Source organism: Clostridium ragsdalei P11, assembly GCF_001675165.1.
Lineage (GTDB): Bacteria > Bacillota > Clostridia > Clostridiales > Clostridiaceae > Clostridium_B > Clostridium_B ragsdalei.
Genome location: NZ_LROS01000022.1, coordinates 282704 through 302195 on the forward strand (window position 1 = coordinate 282704; position 19492 = coordinate 302195).

The 19492-nt window shown below is 34.4% G+C and carries 19 protein-coding genes and 1 other annotated feature; all 19 genes read right to left on the reverse strand.

Annotated elements, in window-relative coordinates; genetic code table 11:
- Entirely contained in the window at window positions 1–300 is a 300-nt protein-coding gene (gene rplW / locus CLRAG_RS11440) for a 50S ribosomal protein L23 (protein ID WP_013240690.1), read from the reverse strand.
- Window positions 300–920 (reverse strand): 50S ribosomal protein L4, encoded by a 621-nt coding sequence (gene rplD, locus CLRAG_RS11445; RefSeq protein ID WP_065078546.1) that lies wholly within the window; start codon window positions 918–920, stop codon window positions 300–302. The genes rplW and rplD overlap by 1 nt, the downstream gene beginning before the upstream one ends.
- 24 nt (window positions 921–944) lie before the next feature.
- Window positions 945–1574: a 50S ribosomal protein L3 gene (gene rplC, locus CLRAG_RS11450; protein ID WP_065078547.1), complete on the reverse strand. Its 630-nt coding sequence runs from the start codon at window positions 1572–1574 to the stop codon at window positions 945–947.
- A gap of 69 nt (window positions 1575–1643) precedes the next feature.
- Window positions 1644–1952, reverse strand: coding sequence for a 30S ribosomal protein S10 (gene rpsJ / locus CLRAG_RS11455; RefSeq protein WP_011988802.1), 309 nt, complete (start codon window positions 1950–1952; stop codon window positions 1644–1646).
- Between the two features lie 347 nt (window positions 1953–2299).
- Window positions 2300–3493: an elongation factor Tu gene (tuf, locus tag CLRAG_RS11460; RefSeq protein ID WP_065078548.1), complete on the reverse strand. Its 1194-nt coding sequence runs from the start codon at window positions 3491–3493 to the stop codon at window positions 2300–2302.
- 39 nt (window positions 3494–3532) lie between these two features.
- Entirely contained in the window at window positions 3533–5602 is a 2070-nt protein-coding gene (gene fusA / locus CLRAG_RS11465; protein WP_065078549.1) for an elongation factor G, read from the reverse strand.
- 78 nt (window positions 5603–5680) lie between these two features.
- Window positions 5681–6151, reverse strand: a complete 471-nt coding sequence (gene rpsG, locus CLRAG_RS11470; protein ID WP_065078550.1) for a 30S ribosomal protein S7 — start codon at window positions 6149–6151, stop codon at window positions 5681–5683.
- A 156-nt stretch (window positions 6152–6307) separates the two neighbouring features.
- The gene (rpsL, locus tag CLRAG_RS11475; RefSeq protein ID WP_013240696.1) at window positions 6308–6685 is read right to left on the reverse strand and encodes a 30S ribosomal protein S12; all 378 of its coding nucleotides are present in this window, start codon (window positions 6683–6685) and stop codon (window positions 6308–6310) included.
- Window positions 6686–6766: 81 nt separating this feature from the next.
- Window positions 6767–7009 carry a ribosomal L7Ae/L30e/S12e/Gadd45 family protein gene (locus CLRAG_RS11480; RefSeq protein ID WP_065078551.1) on the reverse strand — a complete coding sequence of 81 codons (243 nt, stop codon included), beginning with the start codon at window positions 7007–7009 and terminating at the stop codon, window positions 6767–6769.
- A gap of 113 nt (window positions 7010–7122) precedes the next feature.
- A complete protein-coding gene (gene rpoC, locus CLRAG_RS11485) occupies window positions 7123–10659 on the reverse strand; it encodes a DNA-directed RNA polymerase subunit beta' (RefSeq protein ID WP_065078552.1) in 3537 nt (1178 codons plus the stop codon).
- Window positions 10660–10676: 17 nt separating this feature from the next.
- Complete coding sequence (gene rpoB, locus CLRAG_RS11490; protein WP_065078553.1) at window positions 10677–14405, reverse strand: DNA-directed RNA polymerase subunit beta; 3729 nt, start codon at window positions 14403–14405, stop codon at window positions 10677–10679.
- A 312-nt stretch (window positions 14406–14717) separates the two neighbouring features.
- Window positions 14718–15089 (reverse strand): 50S ribosomal protein L7/L12, encoded by a 372-nt coding sequence (gene rplL, locus CLRAG_RS11495; protein ID WP_013240700.1) that lies wholly within the window; start codon window positions 15087–15089, stop codon window positions 14718–14720.
- 35 nt (window positions 15090–15124) lie between these two features.
- On the reverse strand, window positions 15125–15628 hold the full coding sequence (rplJ, locus tag CLRAG_RS11500; RefSeq protein ID WP_082848491.1) for a 50S ribosomal protein L10: 504 nt from the start codon (window positions 15626–15628) through the stop codon (window positions 15125–15127).
- A 47-nt stretch (window positions 15629–15675) separates the two neighbouring features.
- Window positions 15676–15804 (reverse strand) — a sequence feature (ribosomal protein L10 leader region).
- A gap of 24 nt (window positions 15805–15828) precedes the next feature.
- Entirely contained in the window at window positions 15829–16518 is a 690-nt protein-coding gene (gene rplA, locus CLRAG_RS11505) for a 50S ribosomal protein L1 (RefSeq protein WP_065078554.1), read from the reverse strand.
- Between the two features lie 56 nt (window positions 16519–16574).
- Window positions 16575–17000, reverse strand: coding sequence for a 50S ribosomal protein L11 (rplK, locus tag CLRAG_RS11510; protein WP_013240703.1), 426 nt, complete (start codon window positions 16998–17000; stop codon window positions 16575–16577).
- A 70-nt stretch (window positions 17001–17070) separates the two neighbouring features.
- Window positions 17071–17592 (reverse strand): transcription termination/antitermination protein NusG, encoded by a 522-nt coding sequence (nusG, locus tag CLRAG_RS11515; RefSeq protein WP_063555939.1) that lies wholly within the window; start codon window positions 17590–17592, stop codon window positions 17071–17073.
- Window positions 17593–17633: 41 nt separating this feature from the next.
- Window positions 17634–17864, reverse strand: coding sequence for a preprotein translocase subunit SecE (secE, locus tag CLRAG_RS11520; protein WP_153042929.1), 231 nt, complete (start codon window positions 17862–17864; stop codon window positions 17634–17636).
- A gap of 43 nt (window positions 17865–17907) precedes the next feature.
- Window positions 17908–18057: a 50S ribosomal protein L33 gene (gene rpmG, locus CLRAG_RS11525; protein ID WP_013240706.1), complete on the reverse strand. Its 150-nt coding sequence runs from the start codon at window positions 18055–18057 to the stop codon at window positions 17908–17910.
- Between the two features lie 185 nt (window positions 18058–18242).
- Window positions 18243–19436: an elongation factor Tu gene (gene tuf, locus CLRAG_RS11530; RefSeq protein WP_065078548.1), complete on the reverse strand. Its 1194-nt coding sequence runs from the start codon at window positions 19434–19436 to the stop codon at window positions 18243–18245.
- Between the last annotated feature and the right edge of the window lie 56 nt (window positions 19437–19492).

Below are 19492 nucleotides of genomic sequence, written 5' to 3' on the forward strand. Positions count from 1 at the left end.
TTATTGTTCCATTCCATCAAAAAATTCTATTGTCTTACTATCTTCTTTAAGTTTTACAATAGCTTTTTTGAAATCCGCTCTTTTTCCAATATGAACGCCAACTCTTTTTTTCTTTCCTATATATCTTGCTGTTGTTACATTTTCAACGCTTACTCCGAAAACATCTTCTACAGCTTTCTTTATCATTGATTTGTTTGCATGTATGTCAACTATAAAGGTGTATTTCTTCTCATTCATACCAGCCATGCTCTTTTCTGTTACAACAGGCCTTCTTATGATATCATAATTAGTATATTTCATTATGCATACACCTCCTCAATTTTTGATACAGCGTCCTTTGTTATTATAAGTTTTTCATATTTTAACAAATCATAAACATTTAAATTGTTAACAGGTATAACTGATACGCCCTGTATATTTCTACCTGATACATATACATTTTTATTTGATTCAGCTGTAACAATTAATGCCTTCTTTGCATTAAATGCACCTAACATCTTTACTATTTCTTTTGTCTTTGGAGCTTCTAATTCTAAGTTTTCCAAAACAACCATTTCATTATCTGCTACTTTGCTTGACAATGCTGATTTCATGGCTACTCTTTTCACTGATTTTGTAAGTGAGATTCTATAGTCTCTAGGTTTTACAGCAAAAACTATACCACCGTGAATCCATTGTGGTGCTCTTATAGATCCTTGTCTTGCTCTACCTGTTCCCTTTTGTCTCCATGGTTTAATTCCACCTCCAGAAACCTCAGCTCTAGTCTTTGCTGACTGAGTTCCCTGTCTCTTGTTAGCAAGTAATGCTACAACTACTTGGTGAACAGCATTTTCGTTTACTTCAACTCCAAATACTTTATCTGATAATTCAAAATCTCCGACTTTTTGACCTTCTTTATTAAATAATCCTACTTTAGGCATTCTGCATCCTCCTTTCTACTAAGACTAAGCCTTAACTGTATTTCTTATTGCTACAAGTCCTTTGTTAGGTCCTGGTACTCCACCTTTTATTAAAATAATGTTTTTCTCAGGAATAACTTTTGCAACTTCTAAATTTAACACTGTTGTGTTTCTATTTCCCATATGTCCTGCCATTTTCATATTCTTGAATGTTCTAGATGGATCTGAGCAAGCTCCCATTGAACCTGGTGCTCTGTGGAATTTAGAACCATGGGACATTGGTCCTCTTTGAGCATTCCATCTTTTTATTGTGCCTTGGAATCCCTTACCTTTAGAAACTCCAGATACATCAACTTTATCTCCTGCTGCGAAAACATCTGCCTTTATTTCCTGGCCTTCCTTGTATTCACTAGCATTTTCAAGTTTGAATTCTTTTATAAATCTCTTTAATGTAACTCCTGCTTTTTCAAAATGTCCCTTCATTGGTTTGTTTACCAACTTTTCTCTTATGTCGCTAAAACCAACCTGTACAGCCTCATACCCATCTTTTTCTACAGTTTTCTTCTGTATAACAGCACAAGGTCCTGCTTCGATTACTGTAACAGGAATTACCTTTCCATTTTCATTAAATATTTGAGTCATACCAAGCTTTCTACCTAATATAGCTTTTTTCATTTACATACACCTCCTAAACATATTAGCGGATCGCCAAAACGGTCATAATAGTTAGTAATAAACCACTTATTACAATTTTATTTCAATATCAACACCTGCTGGTAAGTCAAGTCTCATTAACGCATCAACAGTTTTTGGTGATGGGCTTATTATATCTATCAATCTTTTATGAGTTCTTATTTCAAATTGTTCTCTTGAATCTTTATATTTATGTGGGGCTCTCAAAATTGTAACCACATCTTTTTCTGTAGGCAGTGGCACTGGTCCTGCTACTTTTGCCCCTGTGGACTTAGCAGTTTCTACTATCTTTTCAGATGATTGATCTAATATTGTATGATCAAAAGCCTTTAATCTTATTCTAATTTTTTGTTTTGCCATTGTTATTTCCCTCCTTTTCATGCACGCTATGCTTCTTACGTACAACAGCGGATATATTCTGTAAACTGTTCCAGGCGTTTCTTTTATTTTATGAAAGCACTGCCTTTACAAAATCACCGTCGCCTAAGTTCAAGACCTAAGCATACTCAGTCAAGAATTACCCGGAAGCCCGGCAACCTCTTGCCTCATCGCTGTTATAACATCACAACTTCTTAATTATACAATAAATTTATATACATGACAAGTAAAAATTTATATTTCTGCCTATTAAAAAGGAAAGAGTGCACTCTTTCCCTTTTAATACAACATATTTAGTAAATTTTACAAGTAATATATTTCTAATTTAATTACTCAGTTATTGTAGTAACAACACCTGAACCAACTGTTCTTCCGCCTTCTCTTATTGCAAATCTTAATCCTTCATGCATTGCTACTGGTGTTATAAGTTCTACGTTCATGTCTATATGATCTCCTGGCATTACCATTTCTACTCCTTCTGGTAGTGCGATTGATCCTGTTACATCTGTTGTTCTAAAATAAAATTGTGGTCTGTATCCATTGAAGAATGGTGTATGTCTTCCGCCTTCTTCTTTCTTAAGTACATATACCTGACCTACAAATTTCTTATGAGGATGTACTGTTCCTGGTTTTGCTAGTACTTGACCTCTTTCTACTTCTTCTCTCTGTATTCCTCTTAACAGTACTCCGATGTTATCTCCTGCCATTGCCTGGTCTAGAAGTTTTCTAAACATCTCTACTCCTGTACATGTTGTCTTCTTCTTCTCTTCCTTTAATCCTACTATCTCTAATTCGTCTCCAATTTTTAATACTCCACTTTCTACTCTTCCTGTTGCTACTGTTCCTCTTCCTGTTATTGTGAAGACATCTTCTATTGGCATTAAGAAGTCCTTATCTGTTGGTCTTTCTGGTGTTGGTATATATTCATCTACTGCGTCCATTAATTCATGTATGCACTTTGTTGTTTCTGGATCATCTGGGTTCTCTAATACCTTTAACGCACTTCCTACTATTATTGGTACATCGTCTCCTGGGAATCCATACTCACTTAATAATTCTCTTACTTCCATCTCTACTAATTCTAGTAATTCTGGATCGTCTACCTGGTCTGACTTATTTAAGAATACTACTATATACTGTACTCCTACTCTGCTTGCTAACAATATATGTTCTCTTGTCTGTGGCATTGGACCATCTGCTGCACTTACTACTAGGATTGCTCCATCCATCTGTGCTGCTCCTGTTATCATGTTCTTTACATAATCTGCATGTCCTGGACAATCTACATGAGCATAGTGTCTCTTATCTGTCTCATATTCTACATGCGCTGTATTTATTGTTATTCCTCTTTCTTTTTCTTCTGGTGCTTTATCTATTTCATCATACTTTGTTGCTGCTGCTTTTCCCTCTTTTGACAATACCATTGTTATTGCTGCTGTTAATGTTGTCTTACCATGGTCTACGTGTCCTATTGTTCCTATGTTTACATGTGGTTTTGTTCTTTCATACTTTTCTTTTGACATTACTCTTCCTCCTTAAATACACTAATATATTAACTAAAATTAGCTATTTCTATCTCCTACAATTTTCTCTTGAATACTCTTTGGCACTTCTTCATAATGGTCAAATGTCATTGAATAAACTCCTCTACCTTGTGTTCTAGATCTAAGTGTAGTAGCATATCCAAACATTTCAGACAATGGAACAAAAGCTCTTATAATTTCAGCTCCTGATCTTGGATCCATTCCTTCGATCCTTCCTCTTCTGGAATTTATGTCTCCCATTACATCTCCCATATATTCTTCTGGTATTGTGACTTCAACTTTCATCATTGGCTCAAGTAAAACTGGGTCTGCTTTATTCATAGCATTCTTAAATGCCATAGATCCAGCTATTTTAAATGCCATTTCTGATGAGTCTACATCATGATAAGATCCATCATATAACTTAACTTTAAAGTTTATAGTTTCATATCCGGCAATTACACCATTTTGAGCAGCTTCTTGAATTCCATTATCAACTGGTCCAATGAATTCTTTAGGAATTGCTCCTCCTACAATGGCATTTTCAAATGTATATCCTTCTTCTGAAGGTGACATCTCTATGGAACAATCACCATATTGTCCATGTCCACCAGACTGTCTAATAAATTTACCTTGTGCTTTAACAGTTTTTCTAATAGTCTCTTTATAGGCAACTTGTGGTTCACCAACGTTACATTCTACCTTAAATTCTCTTTGAAGTCTATCCACAATTATTTCTAAGTGAAGTTCTCCCATACCTGCTATAATTGTTTGACCTGTCTCTTGATCTGTATAAGTTTTAAATGTTGGATCTTCTTCAGCAAGTTTAGCTAAAGCTATACCCATTTTCTCCTGACCGGCCTTTGTCTTTGGCTCTATAGCTACACGTATAACTGGGTCAGGGAATTCCATACTTTCAAGTACTATAGGACTGTTTTCATCGCAAAGAGTATTACCTGTAGTAGTATCTTTCAATCCTACTATAGCACCTAAATCACCTGCACGAAGTTCGTCAACTTCCTGTCTATGATTTGAATGCATCTTTACAAGTCTTGCAATTCTTTCCTTTTTCCCTTTTGTTGAGTTATATACATAAGTACCACTCTTCATAATTCCTGAGTAAACTCTTGTAAATGCTAATTTTCCTATAAAAGGGTCTGTAGCAATTTTAAATGCCAGTGCAGTTAATGGTGCATTATCATCAGCTACTCTTTCCATTTCCTCTTTAGTATCAGGATCAGTACCTTTTACAGGTGGTACATCAAGAGGTGATGGCATAAAATCAACTACAGCATCTATCATTGGCTGAACACCTTTGTTCTTATAAGAAGACCCACATAAAACTGGAACTATTTTATTTTCAATAACACCTTTCCTCATAGCAGCTACTATTTCTTCTTGTGTTATTTCTGCTCCATCTAAATATTTCATCATTAAATCTTCATCTACATCGGCTACTGCTTCAATTAAAGCTGTTCTATACTCTTCTGCCTTATCTGCTAACTCATCAGGTATTTTAACTTCATCCATAACAGTTCCAAGATCATCTTCATATATTATAGCTTCACTTTTAATAAGATCTACTATACCTTTAAATTTATCTTCTGTTCCAATTGGAATTTGAATAGGAACTGCATTACAGTGTAATCTTTCTCTCAAAGTATTTATACACATGTAAAAATCTGCTCCTACTGAATCCATTTTATTTACATAAACCATTCTTGGAACACCATAATTATCTGCCTGTCTCCATACAGTTTCTGTTTGTGGTTCAACACCACTTTTGGCATCTAAAACAGTAACAGCTCCATCAAGAACTCTAAGTGATCTTTCAACTTCTACTGTAAAATCTACGTGTCCTGGTGTGTCTATTATGTTTATTGCATGGCCTTTCCATTTACAAAAAGTAGCCGCAGAGGTTATAGTTATTCCTCTTTCTTGCTCCTGAGCCATCCAATCCATTGTAGCTTCACCATCATGTACTTCTCCTATTTTATGGGTTATTCCCGTATAGAAGAGTATACGCTCCGTAGTAGTAGTTTTTCCGGCATCAATATGTGCCATTATTCCTATATTACGGAACTTCTCTAGCGGATATTCTCTTTCCACTTAAATTTCCTCCTCACAAGTGTAAATTTAGGATTTGACAAAACTGCTTTAGTAAAAATACCAAAACAGTTTTTAATATTAATATCTATAATGTGCAAAAGCCTTATTAGCTTCAGCCATTTTATGAGTATCTTCTCTCTTCTTAACAGCTGCACCTGTATTATTTGCTGCATCCATTAATTCTGAAGCTAGTCTTTCTCTCATATATTTTTCATTTCTTTTTTTTGATGCAATAAGAAGCCATCTTATTCCTAAAGTCTGTCTTCTTTCTGGTCTAACTTCTATTGGCACCTGGTATGTTGCACCACCAATTCTTCTTGCTTTTACTTCTAGTAAAGGCATTATATTATTCATTGCCTCTTCAAATACTTCCATTGGCTCTTTATTAGTTTTTTCATGAATTATGTCAAAAGCTCCGTAGCATATTTTTTGAGCTACTCCCTTTTTACCATCTTCCATTATACTGTTTACTAATTTTGTAACTACCTTACTATTATATACTGGATCTGGTAATACATCTCTTTTTCCTATATGTCCTTTTCTTGCCACTTTTCTTCCCTCCTTAACAATTAAAATTTAAGTTCATCGGTACTCGGCTTTAAATAAAGCCGCAAAGTGCTTTGTACTCCTGCAAAATATGATAAAGTACTGTAAATATATATAAACGCTGAAGACATAGCACTAATACTCAACTTAATTAATCAATTACTTTTGTTTTGGCTTTTTTGCGCCATATTTTGATCTTGACTGTAATCTGTCGGCAACCCCAGCTGAATCCAGTGCTCCTCTTACAATATGATATCTGACACCTGGAAGATCTTTAACTCTTCCTCCTCTTATTAGAACAACGCTGTGCTCTTGTAAGTTATGTCCTATACCTGGGATATACGCACTTACTTCATATCCATTTGTCAACCTAACTCTGGCAATTTTTCTAAGTGCTGAGTTTGGCTTTTTAGGAGTAGTAGTTTTAACTACTGTACAAACTCCTCTTTTTTGTGGACATTCTTTTAGTGCTGGTGCTGTTGATTTTGTGCTTATTGTCTTTCTGCCTTTTCTTACTAATTGGCTTATTGTTGGCATATCTACACCTCCTCTTTTAATTAAAATATCTTACAATTTATATTAATTATTCTTGAAAGCTTATTTTAGTATGCTGTACATTTAATCTTTTAATACAGCAGCTGTAGCAGCTCCTACATCTATACCACATAGTTTTCCCAATTCCTTCATAGTATCTATATAAATCAATTCTGGGGAATTATCATTAATTAACACTTTTACTGACTGTATTAACTTATCATCAGCATCTTTAGCTAAATAAACAGCTTTTGCAGTGCTATTCTTTATTGCCTTAACTGTTTGCTTTAAACCAACAACCTTGTTTCCTTTTAGTCTGTTAACCATTATTTTATTCCCTCCTTCAATGCTATATAAATAAATTACATAATGCTTTGTTCTTGAAAAAACATACAGATGTATTTTATCATTTTAATATTGCTATGTCAATAAATTATATGCTACACTTCTGCCTCATCACTTACCTGTTTTTCATCAGATTTATCTTCTGTATTAATTCTTACAGACCTATACCTAGTCATACCTGTTCCTGCTGGTATAAGTTTACCTATAATTACATTTTCCTTCAATCCTAGTAATGGATCTATTTTACCCTTTATAGCTGCATCTGTAAGAACTCTTGTAGTTTCTTGGAACGACGCTGCAGAAAGGAAAGATTCAGTTGCAAGTGCTGCTTTAGTTATACCAAGTAAAGCTACCCTGCCTTTAGCTGGTTCTCCACCATTAGCTTCCACCTTTTCATTAGCCTCTTGAAAATCAAACATATCAATCATAGTTCCTGGAAGCAATTCTGTATCTCCCGATTCCTCTATCTTAATCTTTCTTGTCATCTGTCTTATTACTACTTCCAGATGCTTATCATTTATATCAACACCTTGAAGTCTATAAACTTTTTGAACTTCAGACAAAAGATAATTTTTAGCTCCCTGAACACCTTTTATTCTCAAAATATCATGTGGATTTACAGAGCCTTCTGTTATTTCATCTCCAGCACTTATTACATCTCCATTTGATACTTTAAGTCTTGAACCAAACGGTATATCATAGCTTACTTCTTCTCCAGTATCCATAACTATGGAAATGCTTCTCTTCTTTTTAGTTTCTTCCATTTTTACAGTACCTGAAACCTCACTTACTATAGCAAGCCCCTTTGGTTTTCTAGCCTCAAATAATTCTTCAACTCTAGGAAGACCTTGAGTTATATCAGATCCTGCAACTCCTCCAGTATGGAAAGTTCTCATAGTAAGCTGTGTACCTGGCTCTCCTATACTTTGAGCTGCTATTATACCTACAGCCTCTCCTATATCAATTTTCTTTGCAGTAGCCATGTTCATACCATAGCACTTTGCACATACTCCGTGTTTTGATTTACAAGTAAATACAGACCTAATTTTTACTTTTTTAATTCCAGAAGCCTCTATTTTCTCAGCTATTTTTGGATCCATATAAACGTCTTTCGGTATTATTATTTCTCCAGTTTTAGGATCTTTAATATCTTCAGCAGAATACCTACCAGTAAGTCTTTCTGCCAAACTTTCTATAACTTCATTTCCCTCTTTTATTTCAGAAACGTCATATCCTTCGTGAGTTCCACAATCTTCTTGTCTTACTATAACATCTTGGCTTACATCTACAAGCCTTCTTGTAAGATAACCAGAGTCAGCAGTCTTTAATGCAGTATCTGCATTACCTTTTCTAGCTCCGTGAGTTGATATGAAGTATTCTAGTACATCCAAACCTTCCCTAAAAGATGCTCTTATAGGAAGTTCTATTATCTTTCCTGAAGGATTTGCCATAAGTCCTCTCATACCTGCAAGCTGCTTGATCTGACTCTTAGATCCTCTAGCTCCTGAATCCGCCATCATAAATATTGGATTAAATTTATCTAGATTATCCATAAGTGCATCTGCAACATCTTCTGTAGTTTTAGTCCATTTCTCAATAACTCTTTGATATCTTTCTTCCTCTGATATAAATCCTCTTCTATACATTTTTTCTATTTTATCTACTGCTGCATCTGCTTCAGCTAAAAGCCTTTTTTTAGCTTCTGGAACCACCATATCTGAAGTGGAAACTGTTATACCACTTATAGTAGAATAATGATATCCTCTAGCTTTTATTTTATCAAGCATTATGGAAGTTTTAGTAGCACCATGCTTCATATAGCATTTATTTATTATCTTACCTAAGTTTTTCTTAGCTACAAGGAAATCAATTTCAAGTTTAAACTCGTTCTCAGGTTTACTTCTATCTATAAATCCCAAATCTTGAGGTATGGATTCATTAAATATTATTTTACCTGGGGTAGCATCAATTATGCCACTTATAGTTTTTCCGTCCTTAACCTTAGTAAGTCTAACTTTTATTTTGGCATTAATATCAACCTGCTTTAACTGATATGCCATTATTACTTCATCCGGTGAAGAAAAGATTCTACCTTCTCCTTTAGCTCCATCTTTTTCTATAGTTAAATAGTATGAACCAAGTACCATATCCTGTGTAGGCACAACTACTGGCTTTCCATCTGAAGGTTTTAATATGTTATGTGCAGCAAGCATTAAAAATCTAGCCTCTGATTGAGCTTCAACAGATAGAGGAACATGTACTGCCATTTGGTCTCCATCAAAGTCTGCATTATATGCAGTACATGCTAATGGATGAAGTTTTATAGCTCTACCCTCTACAAGTACAGGTTGAAATGCCTGAATTCCTAATCTATGGAGAGTTGGAGCACGATTTAAAATTACTGGATGGTCTGATATTACTTCTTCTAATACATCCCATACTTGAGTCTGTACTCTTTCTACCATTCTCTTTGCACTTTTAATATTATGTGCTAAACCACTTTCTACTAACTTCTTCATAACAAACGGCTTAAATAATTCAAGTGCCATTTCTTTAGGTAGACCACATTGATACATTCTAAGTTCAGGTCCAACTACTATAACAGAACGTCCAGAGTAATCTACACGTTTGCCCAGCAAATTTTGTCTGAATCTACCTTGTTTACCTTTTAGCATATCAGATAATGATTTTAAAGGTCTATTTCCAGGTCCCGTTACTGCTCTTCCACGTCTACCATTATCTATAAGGGCATCTACAGCTTCCTGAAGCATCCTCTTTTCATTCCTAACTATTATATCTGGCGCACCCAGATCTAATAATTTTTTAAGCCTATTATTTCTATTTATTACTCTTCTATAAAGATCATTTAAATCTGATGTAGCAAATCTTCCTCCATCTAATTGAACCATAGGCCTCAAATCAGGTGGGATTACAGGTATTACATCTATAATCATCCAATCAGGTTTATTACCAGACTTTCTAAAAGATTCAACTACTTCCAATCTTCTAATTATCCTTACCTTTTTTTGCCCTGTACTAGTTTTTAAATCTTCTTTTAGAGTCACAGATAACTGGTCTAAATCTATTTCTTCTAACAGTTTCTTAACAGATTCAGCACCCATACCTGCTACAAAATTTTGCTCACCATATTTGTCTGCAGCTTCCCTATATTCTTTTTCAGTTAAAAGTTGCTTCTTTAACAGTTGAGTTTCTTTTGGGTCTAAAACAACGTAAGATGCAAAATACAGTACTTTTTCAAGAGCTCTAGGTGACATATCCAAAATCAGTCCCATACGGGATGGTATTCCTTTAAAGTACCATATATGGGATACAGGAGCTGCAAGCTCAATATGTCCCATTCTCTCTCTTCTAACCTTTGCCTTAGTTACCTCAACACCACACCTATCACAAACTATACCTTTGTATCTTATCCTCTTGTACTTACCACAGTGACATTCCCAATCTTTAGTTGGTCCAAAAATTCTTTCACAGAACAGTCCATCTCTTTCAGGTTTTAACGTTCTATAATTTATTGTTTCTGGTTTCTTTACTTCACCTCTTGACCATTCTCTTATTTTTTCTGGTGAAGCTAAACCTATTTGAAGTGCATCAAAATTATTTAATTCAAACAAGGGTACATCCTCCCTTCCTAATGTTCATCATTAAAATCATCTATTTCCAAATCACTCTGCAAATCATCTAAAGTAAGATCTTCATAGTCTAAATCAATATCCTCATCGCTGTCATTTTCAGTATCGCTATTTTCTTCTTGTTCGCCATTATAGTCATTATTTTGTTCTTGAGGCAAATCAGTAGAATCTTCTTTTCCTTCAATATTTACATCTAGTTTTTCCATCTCTTCGTCCACAGACTCTTTAAGCTTAATTTCCTCTTTATTATCATTTAATACTTTTACATCCAAGCATAAAGCTTGAAGTTCCTTTATCAGAACCTTAAATGATTCTGGAATGCCCGGTTCTGGTATATTTTCACCTTTTACAATAGCTTCATAAGTTTTGACTCTTCCAACTACATCGTCTGACTTAACTGTCAATATTTCCTGAAGTGTATGAGCTGCTCCATATGCCTCTAATGCCCAAACTTCCATTTCACCAAATCTTTGGCCACCAAATTGGGCTTTACCACCCAATGGCTGTTGAGTTACTAACGAATATGGCCCTGTAGATCTTGCATGGATCTTATCATCAACCAGATGTGCTAGTTTTAAGATATACATATATCCTACAGTTACAGGCCTATTGAATTCTTCTCCTGTTCTACCATCATATAGTATTGTTTTTCCGTCTTCTCTATATCCTGCTTTTTTCAAGCATTCCAATATATCTTCTTCTGTAGCTCCATCAAATACTGGAGTTGCTACATGCCATCCTAGTTTACTAGCAGCCCATCCTAAATGAACTTCTAATACCTGACCTATATTCATACGTGAAGGTACGCCAAGTGGATTTAAGCATATCTGAAGAGGTCTTCCATCTGGTAGAAAAGGCATATCTTCTTCTGGTAGTACCCTAGAAATAACACCTTTATTTCCGTGTCTTCCTGCCATTTTATCTCCTACAGATATCTTTCTCTTCTGAGCTATATAACATCTAACTAATTTATTAACTCCTGGTGAAAGTTCATCTCCATTTTCTCTTGTAAATACTTTTACATCTACAATTATTCCTGCCTCACCATGTGGTACTCTAAGGGACGTATCCCTAACTTCCCTGGCCTTTTCACCAAATATTGCTCTTAAAAGTCTTTCTTCTGCTGTAAGTTCAGTTTCTCCTTTAGGTGTTACTTTACCTACTAGTATATCTCCTGCTCTAACTTCTGCACCTATTCTTATAATTCCTCTTTCATCTATATCCTTTAATGCGTCTTCTCCTACATTCGGTATATCTCTTGTAATTTCCTCTGGTCCTAATTTTGTATCTCTAGCCTCAGATTCATATTCCTCTAGATGTATTGATGTAAATACATCTTTTTTTACTAACTCTTCAGATATAAGCATTGCGTCTTCATAATTATATCCTTCCCAAGTTGTAAATCCCATTCTAATATTTTTTCCAAGTGCTATTTCTCCAAGATCTGTAGAAGGCCCATCTGCTAAAACTGTTCCCTTTTTAACTACTTCCCCTTTTTCAACTATAGGTCTTTGATTAATACATGTGCACTGGTTAGATCTCTGGAACTTAAGGAGTCTATAAATATCTGTACCTCCATCTGAGTCTCTCTTAACCCTTACTTCGTTAGCACATACATAAGAAACAACACCTGCATTTCTAGCCTTAGGAAGTACTCCTGAATCTACTGCAGCCTTGTATTCAATACCTGTTCCTACAATAGGTGCCTGTGGTTTCAAAAGTGGAACTGCCTGTCTTTGCATATTTGATCCCATAAGTGCACGGCTGGCATCATCATTTTCAAGGAACGGTATCATAGCTGTAGCTACAGAAACTAATTGCCTTGAAGACACATCCATATAATCAACGTCTTGGCCAGGTACTACAATAACATCTTCTTTATCTCTAACCGTAATTTTATTATCTATAAAATTACCATTTTCATCAAGAGGTTCGTTGGCCCTACCTATTAAATATTCATCTTCCTCGTCTGCTGTCATATATACAATTTCATTTGTAACTCTCTTATTTTCCTTATCTACTTTTCTATATGGTGTTTCTATAAAGCCATATTGGTTAACTCTTGCATATGTAGCCAAAGAGTTAATAAGTCCTATATTAGGTCCTTCTGGTGTCTCTATTGGACACATTCTTCCATAATGTGAGTGATGAACATCCCTGACTTCAAATCCAGCTCTTTCTCTTGAAAGTCCGCCTGGTCCTAAAGCAGATAGTCTTCTCTTATGAGTAAGCTCTGATAATGGATTAGTTTGATCCATAAACTGGGATAACTGTGAACTTCCAAAAAACTCTTTTATAGACGCGGCTACAGGTCTTATATTTATAAGAGCCTGAGGCGTTATAACTTCCTGATCCTGTATGGTCATTCTTTCCTTAACAACTCTCTCCATTCTTGAGAGACCTATTCTAAATTGATTTTGAAGTAATTCACCAACAGATCTAAGTCTTCTATTTCCAAGATGATCTATATCATCGGTATGGCCTACTCCATATGCTAATCCCAATTCATAGCTAATGGTAGCATACATATCGTCCCTAACTATATGTTTTGGAATTAATTCATGGATATTCTTTCTTATTTGTTCCTTAATACTTTCCTCATCACTATAATTATCTAAAATTTTCTTTAAAGTAGGATAATGGACACTTTCCTTTATATTTAAATCATCTATATCAAAGTCAATAAAACTACGTATGTCTACAAAGTTATTACCTATAACTCTTAAAACTATATCTTCAATTTGGATATCTACTACATTTATTCCACACTGTTGGATTTCTACTGCCTTTTCTCTATCTATCTTTTCACCTTTTTGGATAAGAATTTCTCCTGTATCTGGATTAACTACATCCTGTGCTGCTATCTGATTAGCAATTCTTAGGTGTAATGATAACTTCTTATTGAATTTGTATCTTCCAACTCTTGAAAGATCATATCTTTTCGCATCAAAAAATAAAGATTCAATTAGTGATTGAGCACTATCCACTGTAGGAGGTTCTCCCGGTCGTAACCTTTTATATATTTCAAGCAAAGCCTCTTCATGAGTCTTTGTATTATCTTTTTCAATTGTGGCTTTTAGCCTTTCATCCTCTCCAAAGAAATTAGTAATTTCTGCGTCTGTACCATAACCCATGGCTCTAATAAGAATAGTTATGGGTAACTTTCTAGTTTTATCTATTCTAACGTATATTACATTGTTAGAGTCAGTTTCATATTCTAGCCAAGCTCCTCTATTAGGTATTACAGTTGAAGAAAAAAGATTTTTTCCTGTTTTATCAACTGAAAGATCATAATATACACCTGGTGATCTTACAAGTTGGCTAACTATAACTCTCTCTGCGCCATTAATTATAAAGGTTCCTTGCTCCGTCATAAGAGGGAAATCTCCCATAAAAACTTCTTGCTCTTTAACTTCACCAGTTTCTTTGTTAATTAGCCTTACCTTTACTTTTAAAGGTGCTGCGTAAGTTGCATCTCTTTCTTTACATTCTTCTACAGAATATTTGATATTATCCATATCTAACTTATATCCTACAAATTCCAAATTAAGGTTAGCAGTATAATCTTGAATAGGATTAATATCATCAAATACCTCTTGTAATCCTTCTTTCAAAAACCAATTGTAGGAATCTAGCTGAACCTCAATTAAATTAGGCATGTGGCCTATTTCTTTAAGTCTGGAAAAGCTCATTCTTGTTCTTTTACCAACCTGGACAGGATGTACCATTGATTTTTCACCCCTTGCATAAACTAAAAATAGCCAAAAACATTCATTATGTATGTATATATATGTACTATATGGATGTTTATGGATTTATTAATTGCCATTGTAATAGTATAACCTATTTTTTTATAATTAATTCAATTTGTGTTAAATAATAAAGTATTTACGTTTTCTGCATAACTAATCAATGCAATTTATTATGTTATCATAATATCAAAAAATTGTCAACAATAAAATTTGTAAATTTATAATAAAAAACTATAAAAAGGGCACTTTAAATTAAAGTGCCCCTTTCATAAGCCTTATATTAATTTATTACTTTAATTCTATTTCAGCACCAATTTCTTCAAATTTAGCTTTCATAGCTTCAGCATCTTCTTTGCTTACAGCTTCTTTTAAGGTCTTAGGAGCTCCATCTACTAAAGCTTTAGCTTCTTTCAATCCTAATCCTGTTGCTTCTCTAACTGCTTTTATAACTTTTATCTTTTCTCCACCTGCAGCTTTAAGTACTACGTCAAATTCAGTTTTTTCTTCTGCTCCAGCTGCAGCTCCTGCTCCTGCAGCTCCTGCTACTGCTACTGGTGCTGCTGCACTTACTCCAAATTCTTCTTCACATGCTTTTACTAATTCATTTAATTCTAAAACACTCATCTCTTTTATTGCTTGAATGATTTCTTCTTTACTCATTAATGAACACCTCCAAAATTTCTCTCTTTAAATTATTAAGCTTCTTCTGATTTTTGTTTTTCTTCAATTGCATTTAATGCATATACAAAATTTGATAATGGAGCTTTGAAGCTTCCAAGTAATTTTGCAATAAGTACTTCTTTCGGTGGTACTGTAGCAAGCTCTTTAACTTTATTTTCATCAAAGATTTCGCCTTGAACAACTCCTGCTCTTAGTTCTAAAACCTTATGATCTTTTGAAAAATCATTAAGAATTCTTGCTGGTGCAGTTGGATCTTCATATCCAAATGCTATAGATATTGGACCTACAAAGTAATCTTCTAATTGGTCAAATCCCAATTCTTTAGCAGCTCTTAAAGCTAATGTATTTTTATAAACTTTATATTCTACACCTGCATCTCTTAATTCTTTTCTAAGTTTAGTATCCTCTTCTACAGTTAAGCCCTGATATTTAGCTAATATTACGCCTTGAGCTTTTTCCATTTTTTCCTTAATTTCTTGAACTCTAGCTTCTTTTTCTTCTCTATAATTCTTTTTCACTGTGTATCCACCTCCTTGCAGTCTAAACTACAATACATAATAAACACATATAAATTAAAAAGTCTCTCCATAGACACAGAGAGAGACCAACTATACTTTCTATTGGAATCCTTGATAGGTTGGTTACACCGTTATGCTATCGCACCTATTGTCTACGGAATATTTACATATTTAATTTTTTGCATTACATACAAGTTAATTTAATCTAAAACTTTTGTTGAATTTATCTTTATTCCTGGTCCCATAGTACTTGATATTACTACAGACTTCAAATATTGACCTTTAGATGCTGATGGTTTTGCTTTTACTATAGCTTCCATTAATGTATGAAAGTTATCTAATAATTTTTGTGATTCAAAAGATTTCTTTCCTATTGGAACATGAACTATACTAGTTTTATCTACCCTATATTCAACTTTACCAGCCTTAATCTCCTCTATTGCCTTTGCAACATCAAAAGTAACAGTACCAGATTTAGGGTTTGGCATTAATCCCTTAGGTCCAAGCACTCTTCCTAATTTTCCTACAACTCCCATCATATCTGGAGTTGCTACAACAACATCAAAATCGAACCAATTTTCTTTTTGAATCTTATCAACATATTCTTGTGCGCCTACATAATCTGCTCCTGCTTCCTGAGCTTCTTTAACTTTAGCACCTTTTGCAAATACAAGTACTTTAACTTTTTTTCCTGTTCCATGAGGAAGAACTACAGCTCCTCTAACTTGTTGATCTGCATGTCTTGGGTCTACTCCAAGTTTTAATGCTAATTCTATTGTTTCATCAAACTTTGCTTTTGATGTTTTTAAGACAAGTTCTATAGCTTCTGATGGTTCATATAATGTACCTTTATCAATAAGCTTAGCACTTTCTATATACTTTTTTCCCATGTCGAAATCCTCCCTTGTGGTTTTAACGGTTTATACCTCCCACTTATTTTGGTTAACTAGTCTTCTACAGTTATTCCCATACTTCTTGCAGTTCCTGCTATCATCTTCATAGCAGTTTCAACTGATGCAGCATTTAAATCCGGCATTTTTGTTTCAGCAATCTGTCTTACTTGCTCTTTAGTTACTTTAGCAACTTTAGTTTTATTTGGTACACCAGATCCACTTTCTATTCCTGCTGCTTTTTTTAGTAATACTGCTGCTGGAGGAGTCTTTAGTATAAAACTAAAAGATCTGTCCTGATATACAGTAATTACTACTGGAATTATAAATCCTGCCTGTTTAGCAGTCTTAGCATTGAATTCCTTACAAAAACCCATAATATTTACACCATGCTGTCCAAGTGCTGGTCCAACTGGTGGTGCTGGGCTTGCTTTTCCTGCAGGAAGTTGAAGTTTTATCATTCCTACTACTTTTTTAGCCATAATATACACCTCCTATATGTGGTTATGTATAAATACATCTCCCACTTACTATAAACCTTTGCTTTATGCATTATTCTATTTTTTCTATTTGATTAAAATCAAGTTCAACAGGAGTTTCCCTGCCAAACATGTTAACTAAAGCTTTAATTTTTCTTTTCTCAGTATTTATTTCCTGGATAACAGCTAAGAAGTTCTCTAACGGTCCCGATTTCACCTTTACATTTTCTCCTACTGATATATCTACATTTATTGGTTTTTCGCTAATTCCCATATCCTTTACTTCTTCATCAGTAAGTGGAACAGGTTTAGAACCAGGTCCAACAAAGCCTGTAACTCCTCTAGTATTTCTAACTATATACCAAGAATCATCAGTCATTATCATGTGTATTAAAACATATCCCGGAAATACTTTTTTTAAGGTTATTTTCTTTTTTCCATCTTTAATCTCAACTTGCTCTTCCATTGGAACCTGAACATCATCTATCCAATCATAAAGGTTCCTATTTTCTATGGTTTTTTCAAGATTAACTTTAACTTTATTTTCATAACCAGAATATGTATGAACTACATACCACTTAGCTTTATCTGACATAACTCTAGGGACAAAACTATTTCTTAGTCCCTACCTCCTTTTTATTTCATAATAATCTTAGCTAAAGAATTAAATCCAAAATCTATAACTCCAACAATCACCACATAAATAGCACAAAATACAACAACGGCAATTGTAGCTTTTTTTGTATGTTCTTTAGAGGCCCAAGTTATCCGTTTGAATTCTGATACTAGTCCTTTAAAAAAATTAAAGAACCCACCTTCAAGTGCTGTCTGCTTATCAACTTTTTTCATATCACCGTTTGCACCCATTTGCTCACATCCTCAAAACAATTTAATATGCGCCTCTACAATACTATCTAGTTTCTTTATGAACTGTGTGTTTATGACAAAAAGGACAATACTTTTTCATTTCTAATCTATCTGGATCATTTTTCTTGTTTTTCATTGTATTGTAATTTCTTTGTTTACAATCTGTACACGCTAGTATCACTTTTACTCTCATTACTCTCTAACCTCCTAATATAGCTCACAAACATAATCAATTAGAAATTTATCTTGAAAATCATGCACTACTTAACTAAATTATCACAACTTAGTTTTTATGTCAATGGCTTAAAAATATAAACAGATACTACCTGATTTTTTACTTTCAAAAGGACTGGATTTAGAAACCCAGTCCCTAAAATATTACTCAGTTATTGTAGTAACAACACCTGAACCAACTGTTCTTCCGCCTTCTCTTATTGCAAATCTTAATCCTTCATGCATTGCTACTGGTGTTATAAGTTCTACGTTCATGTCTATATGATCTCCTGGCATTACCATTTCTACTCCTTCTGGTAGTGCGATTGATCCTGTTACATCTGTTGTTCTAAAATAAAATTGTGGTCTGTATCCATTGAAGAATGGTGTATGTCTTCCGCCTTCTTCTTTCTTAAGTACATATACCTGACCTACAAATTTCTTATGAGGATGTACTGTTCCTGGTTTTGCTAGTACTTGACCTCTTTCTACTTCTTCTCTCTGTATTCCTCTTAACAGTACTCCGATGTTATCTCCTGCCATTGCCTGGTCTAGAAGTTTTCTAAACATCTCTACTCCTGTACATGTTGTCTTCTTCTTCTCTTCCTTTAATCCTACTATCTCTAATTCGTCTCCAATTTTTAATACTCCACTTTCTACTCTTCCTGTTGCTACTGTTCCTCTTCCTGTTATTGTGAAGACATCTTCTATTGGCATTAAGAAGTCCTTATCTGTTGGTCTTTCTGGTGTTGGTATATATTCATCTACTGCGTCCATTAATTCATGTATGCACTTTGTTGTTTCTGGATCATCTGGGTTCTCTAATACCTTTAACGCACTTCCTACTATTATTGGTACATCGTCTCCTGGGAATCCATACTCACTTAATAATTCTCTTACTTCCATCTCTACTAATTCTAGTAATTCTGGATCGTCTACCTGGTCTGACTTATTTAAGAATACTACTATATACTGTACTCCTACTCTGCTTGCTAACAATATATGTTCTCTTGTCTGTGGCATTGGACCATCTGCTGCACTTACTACTAGGATTGCTCCATCCATCTGTGCTGCTCCTGTTATCATGTTCTTTACATAATCTGCATGTCCTGGACAATCTACATGAGCATAGTGTCTCTTATCTGTCTCATATTCTACATGCGCTGTATTTATTGTTATTCCTCTTTCTTTTTCTTCTGGTGCTTTATCTATTTCATCATACTTTGTTGCTGCTGCTTTTCCCTCTTTTGACAATACCATTGTTATTGCTGCTGTTAATGTTGTCTTACCATGGTCTACGTGTCCTATTGTTCCTATGTTTACATGTGGTTTTGTTCTTTCATACTTTTCTTTTGACATTACTCTTCCTCCTTGTTGGTTATACACATCTTATTTAAGTAAACTCATCCTGGTGT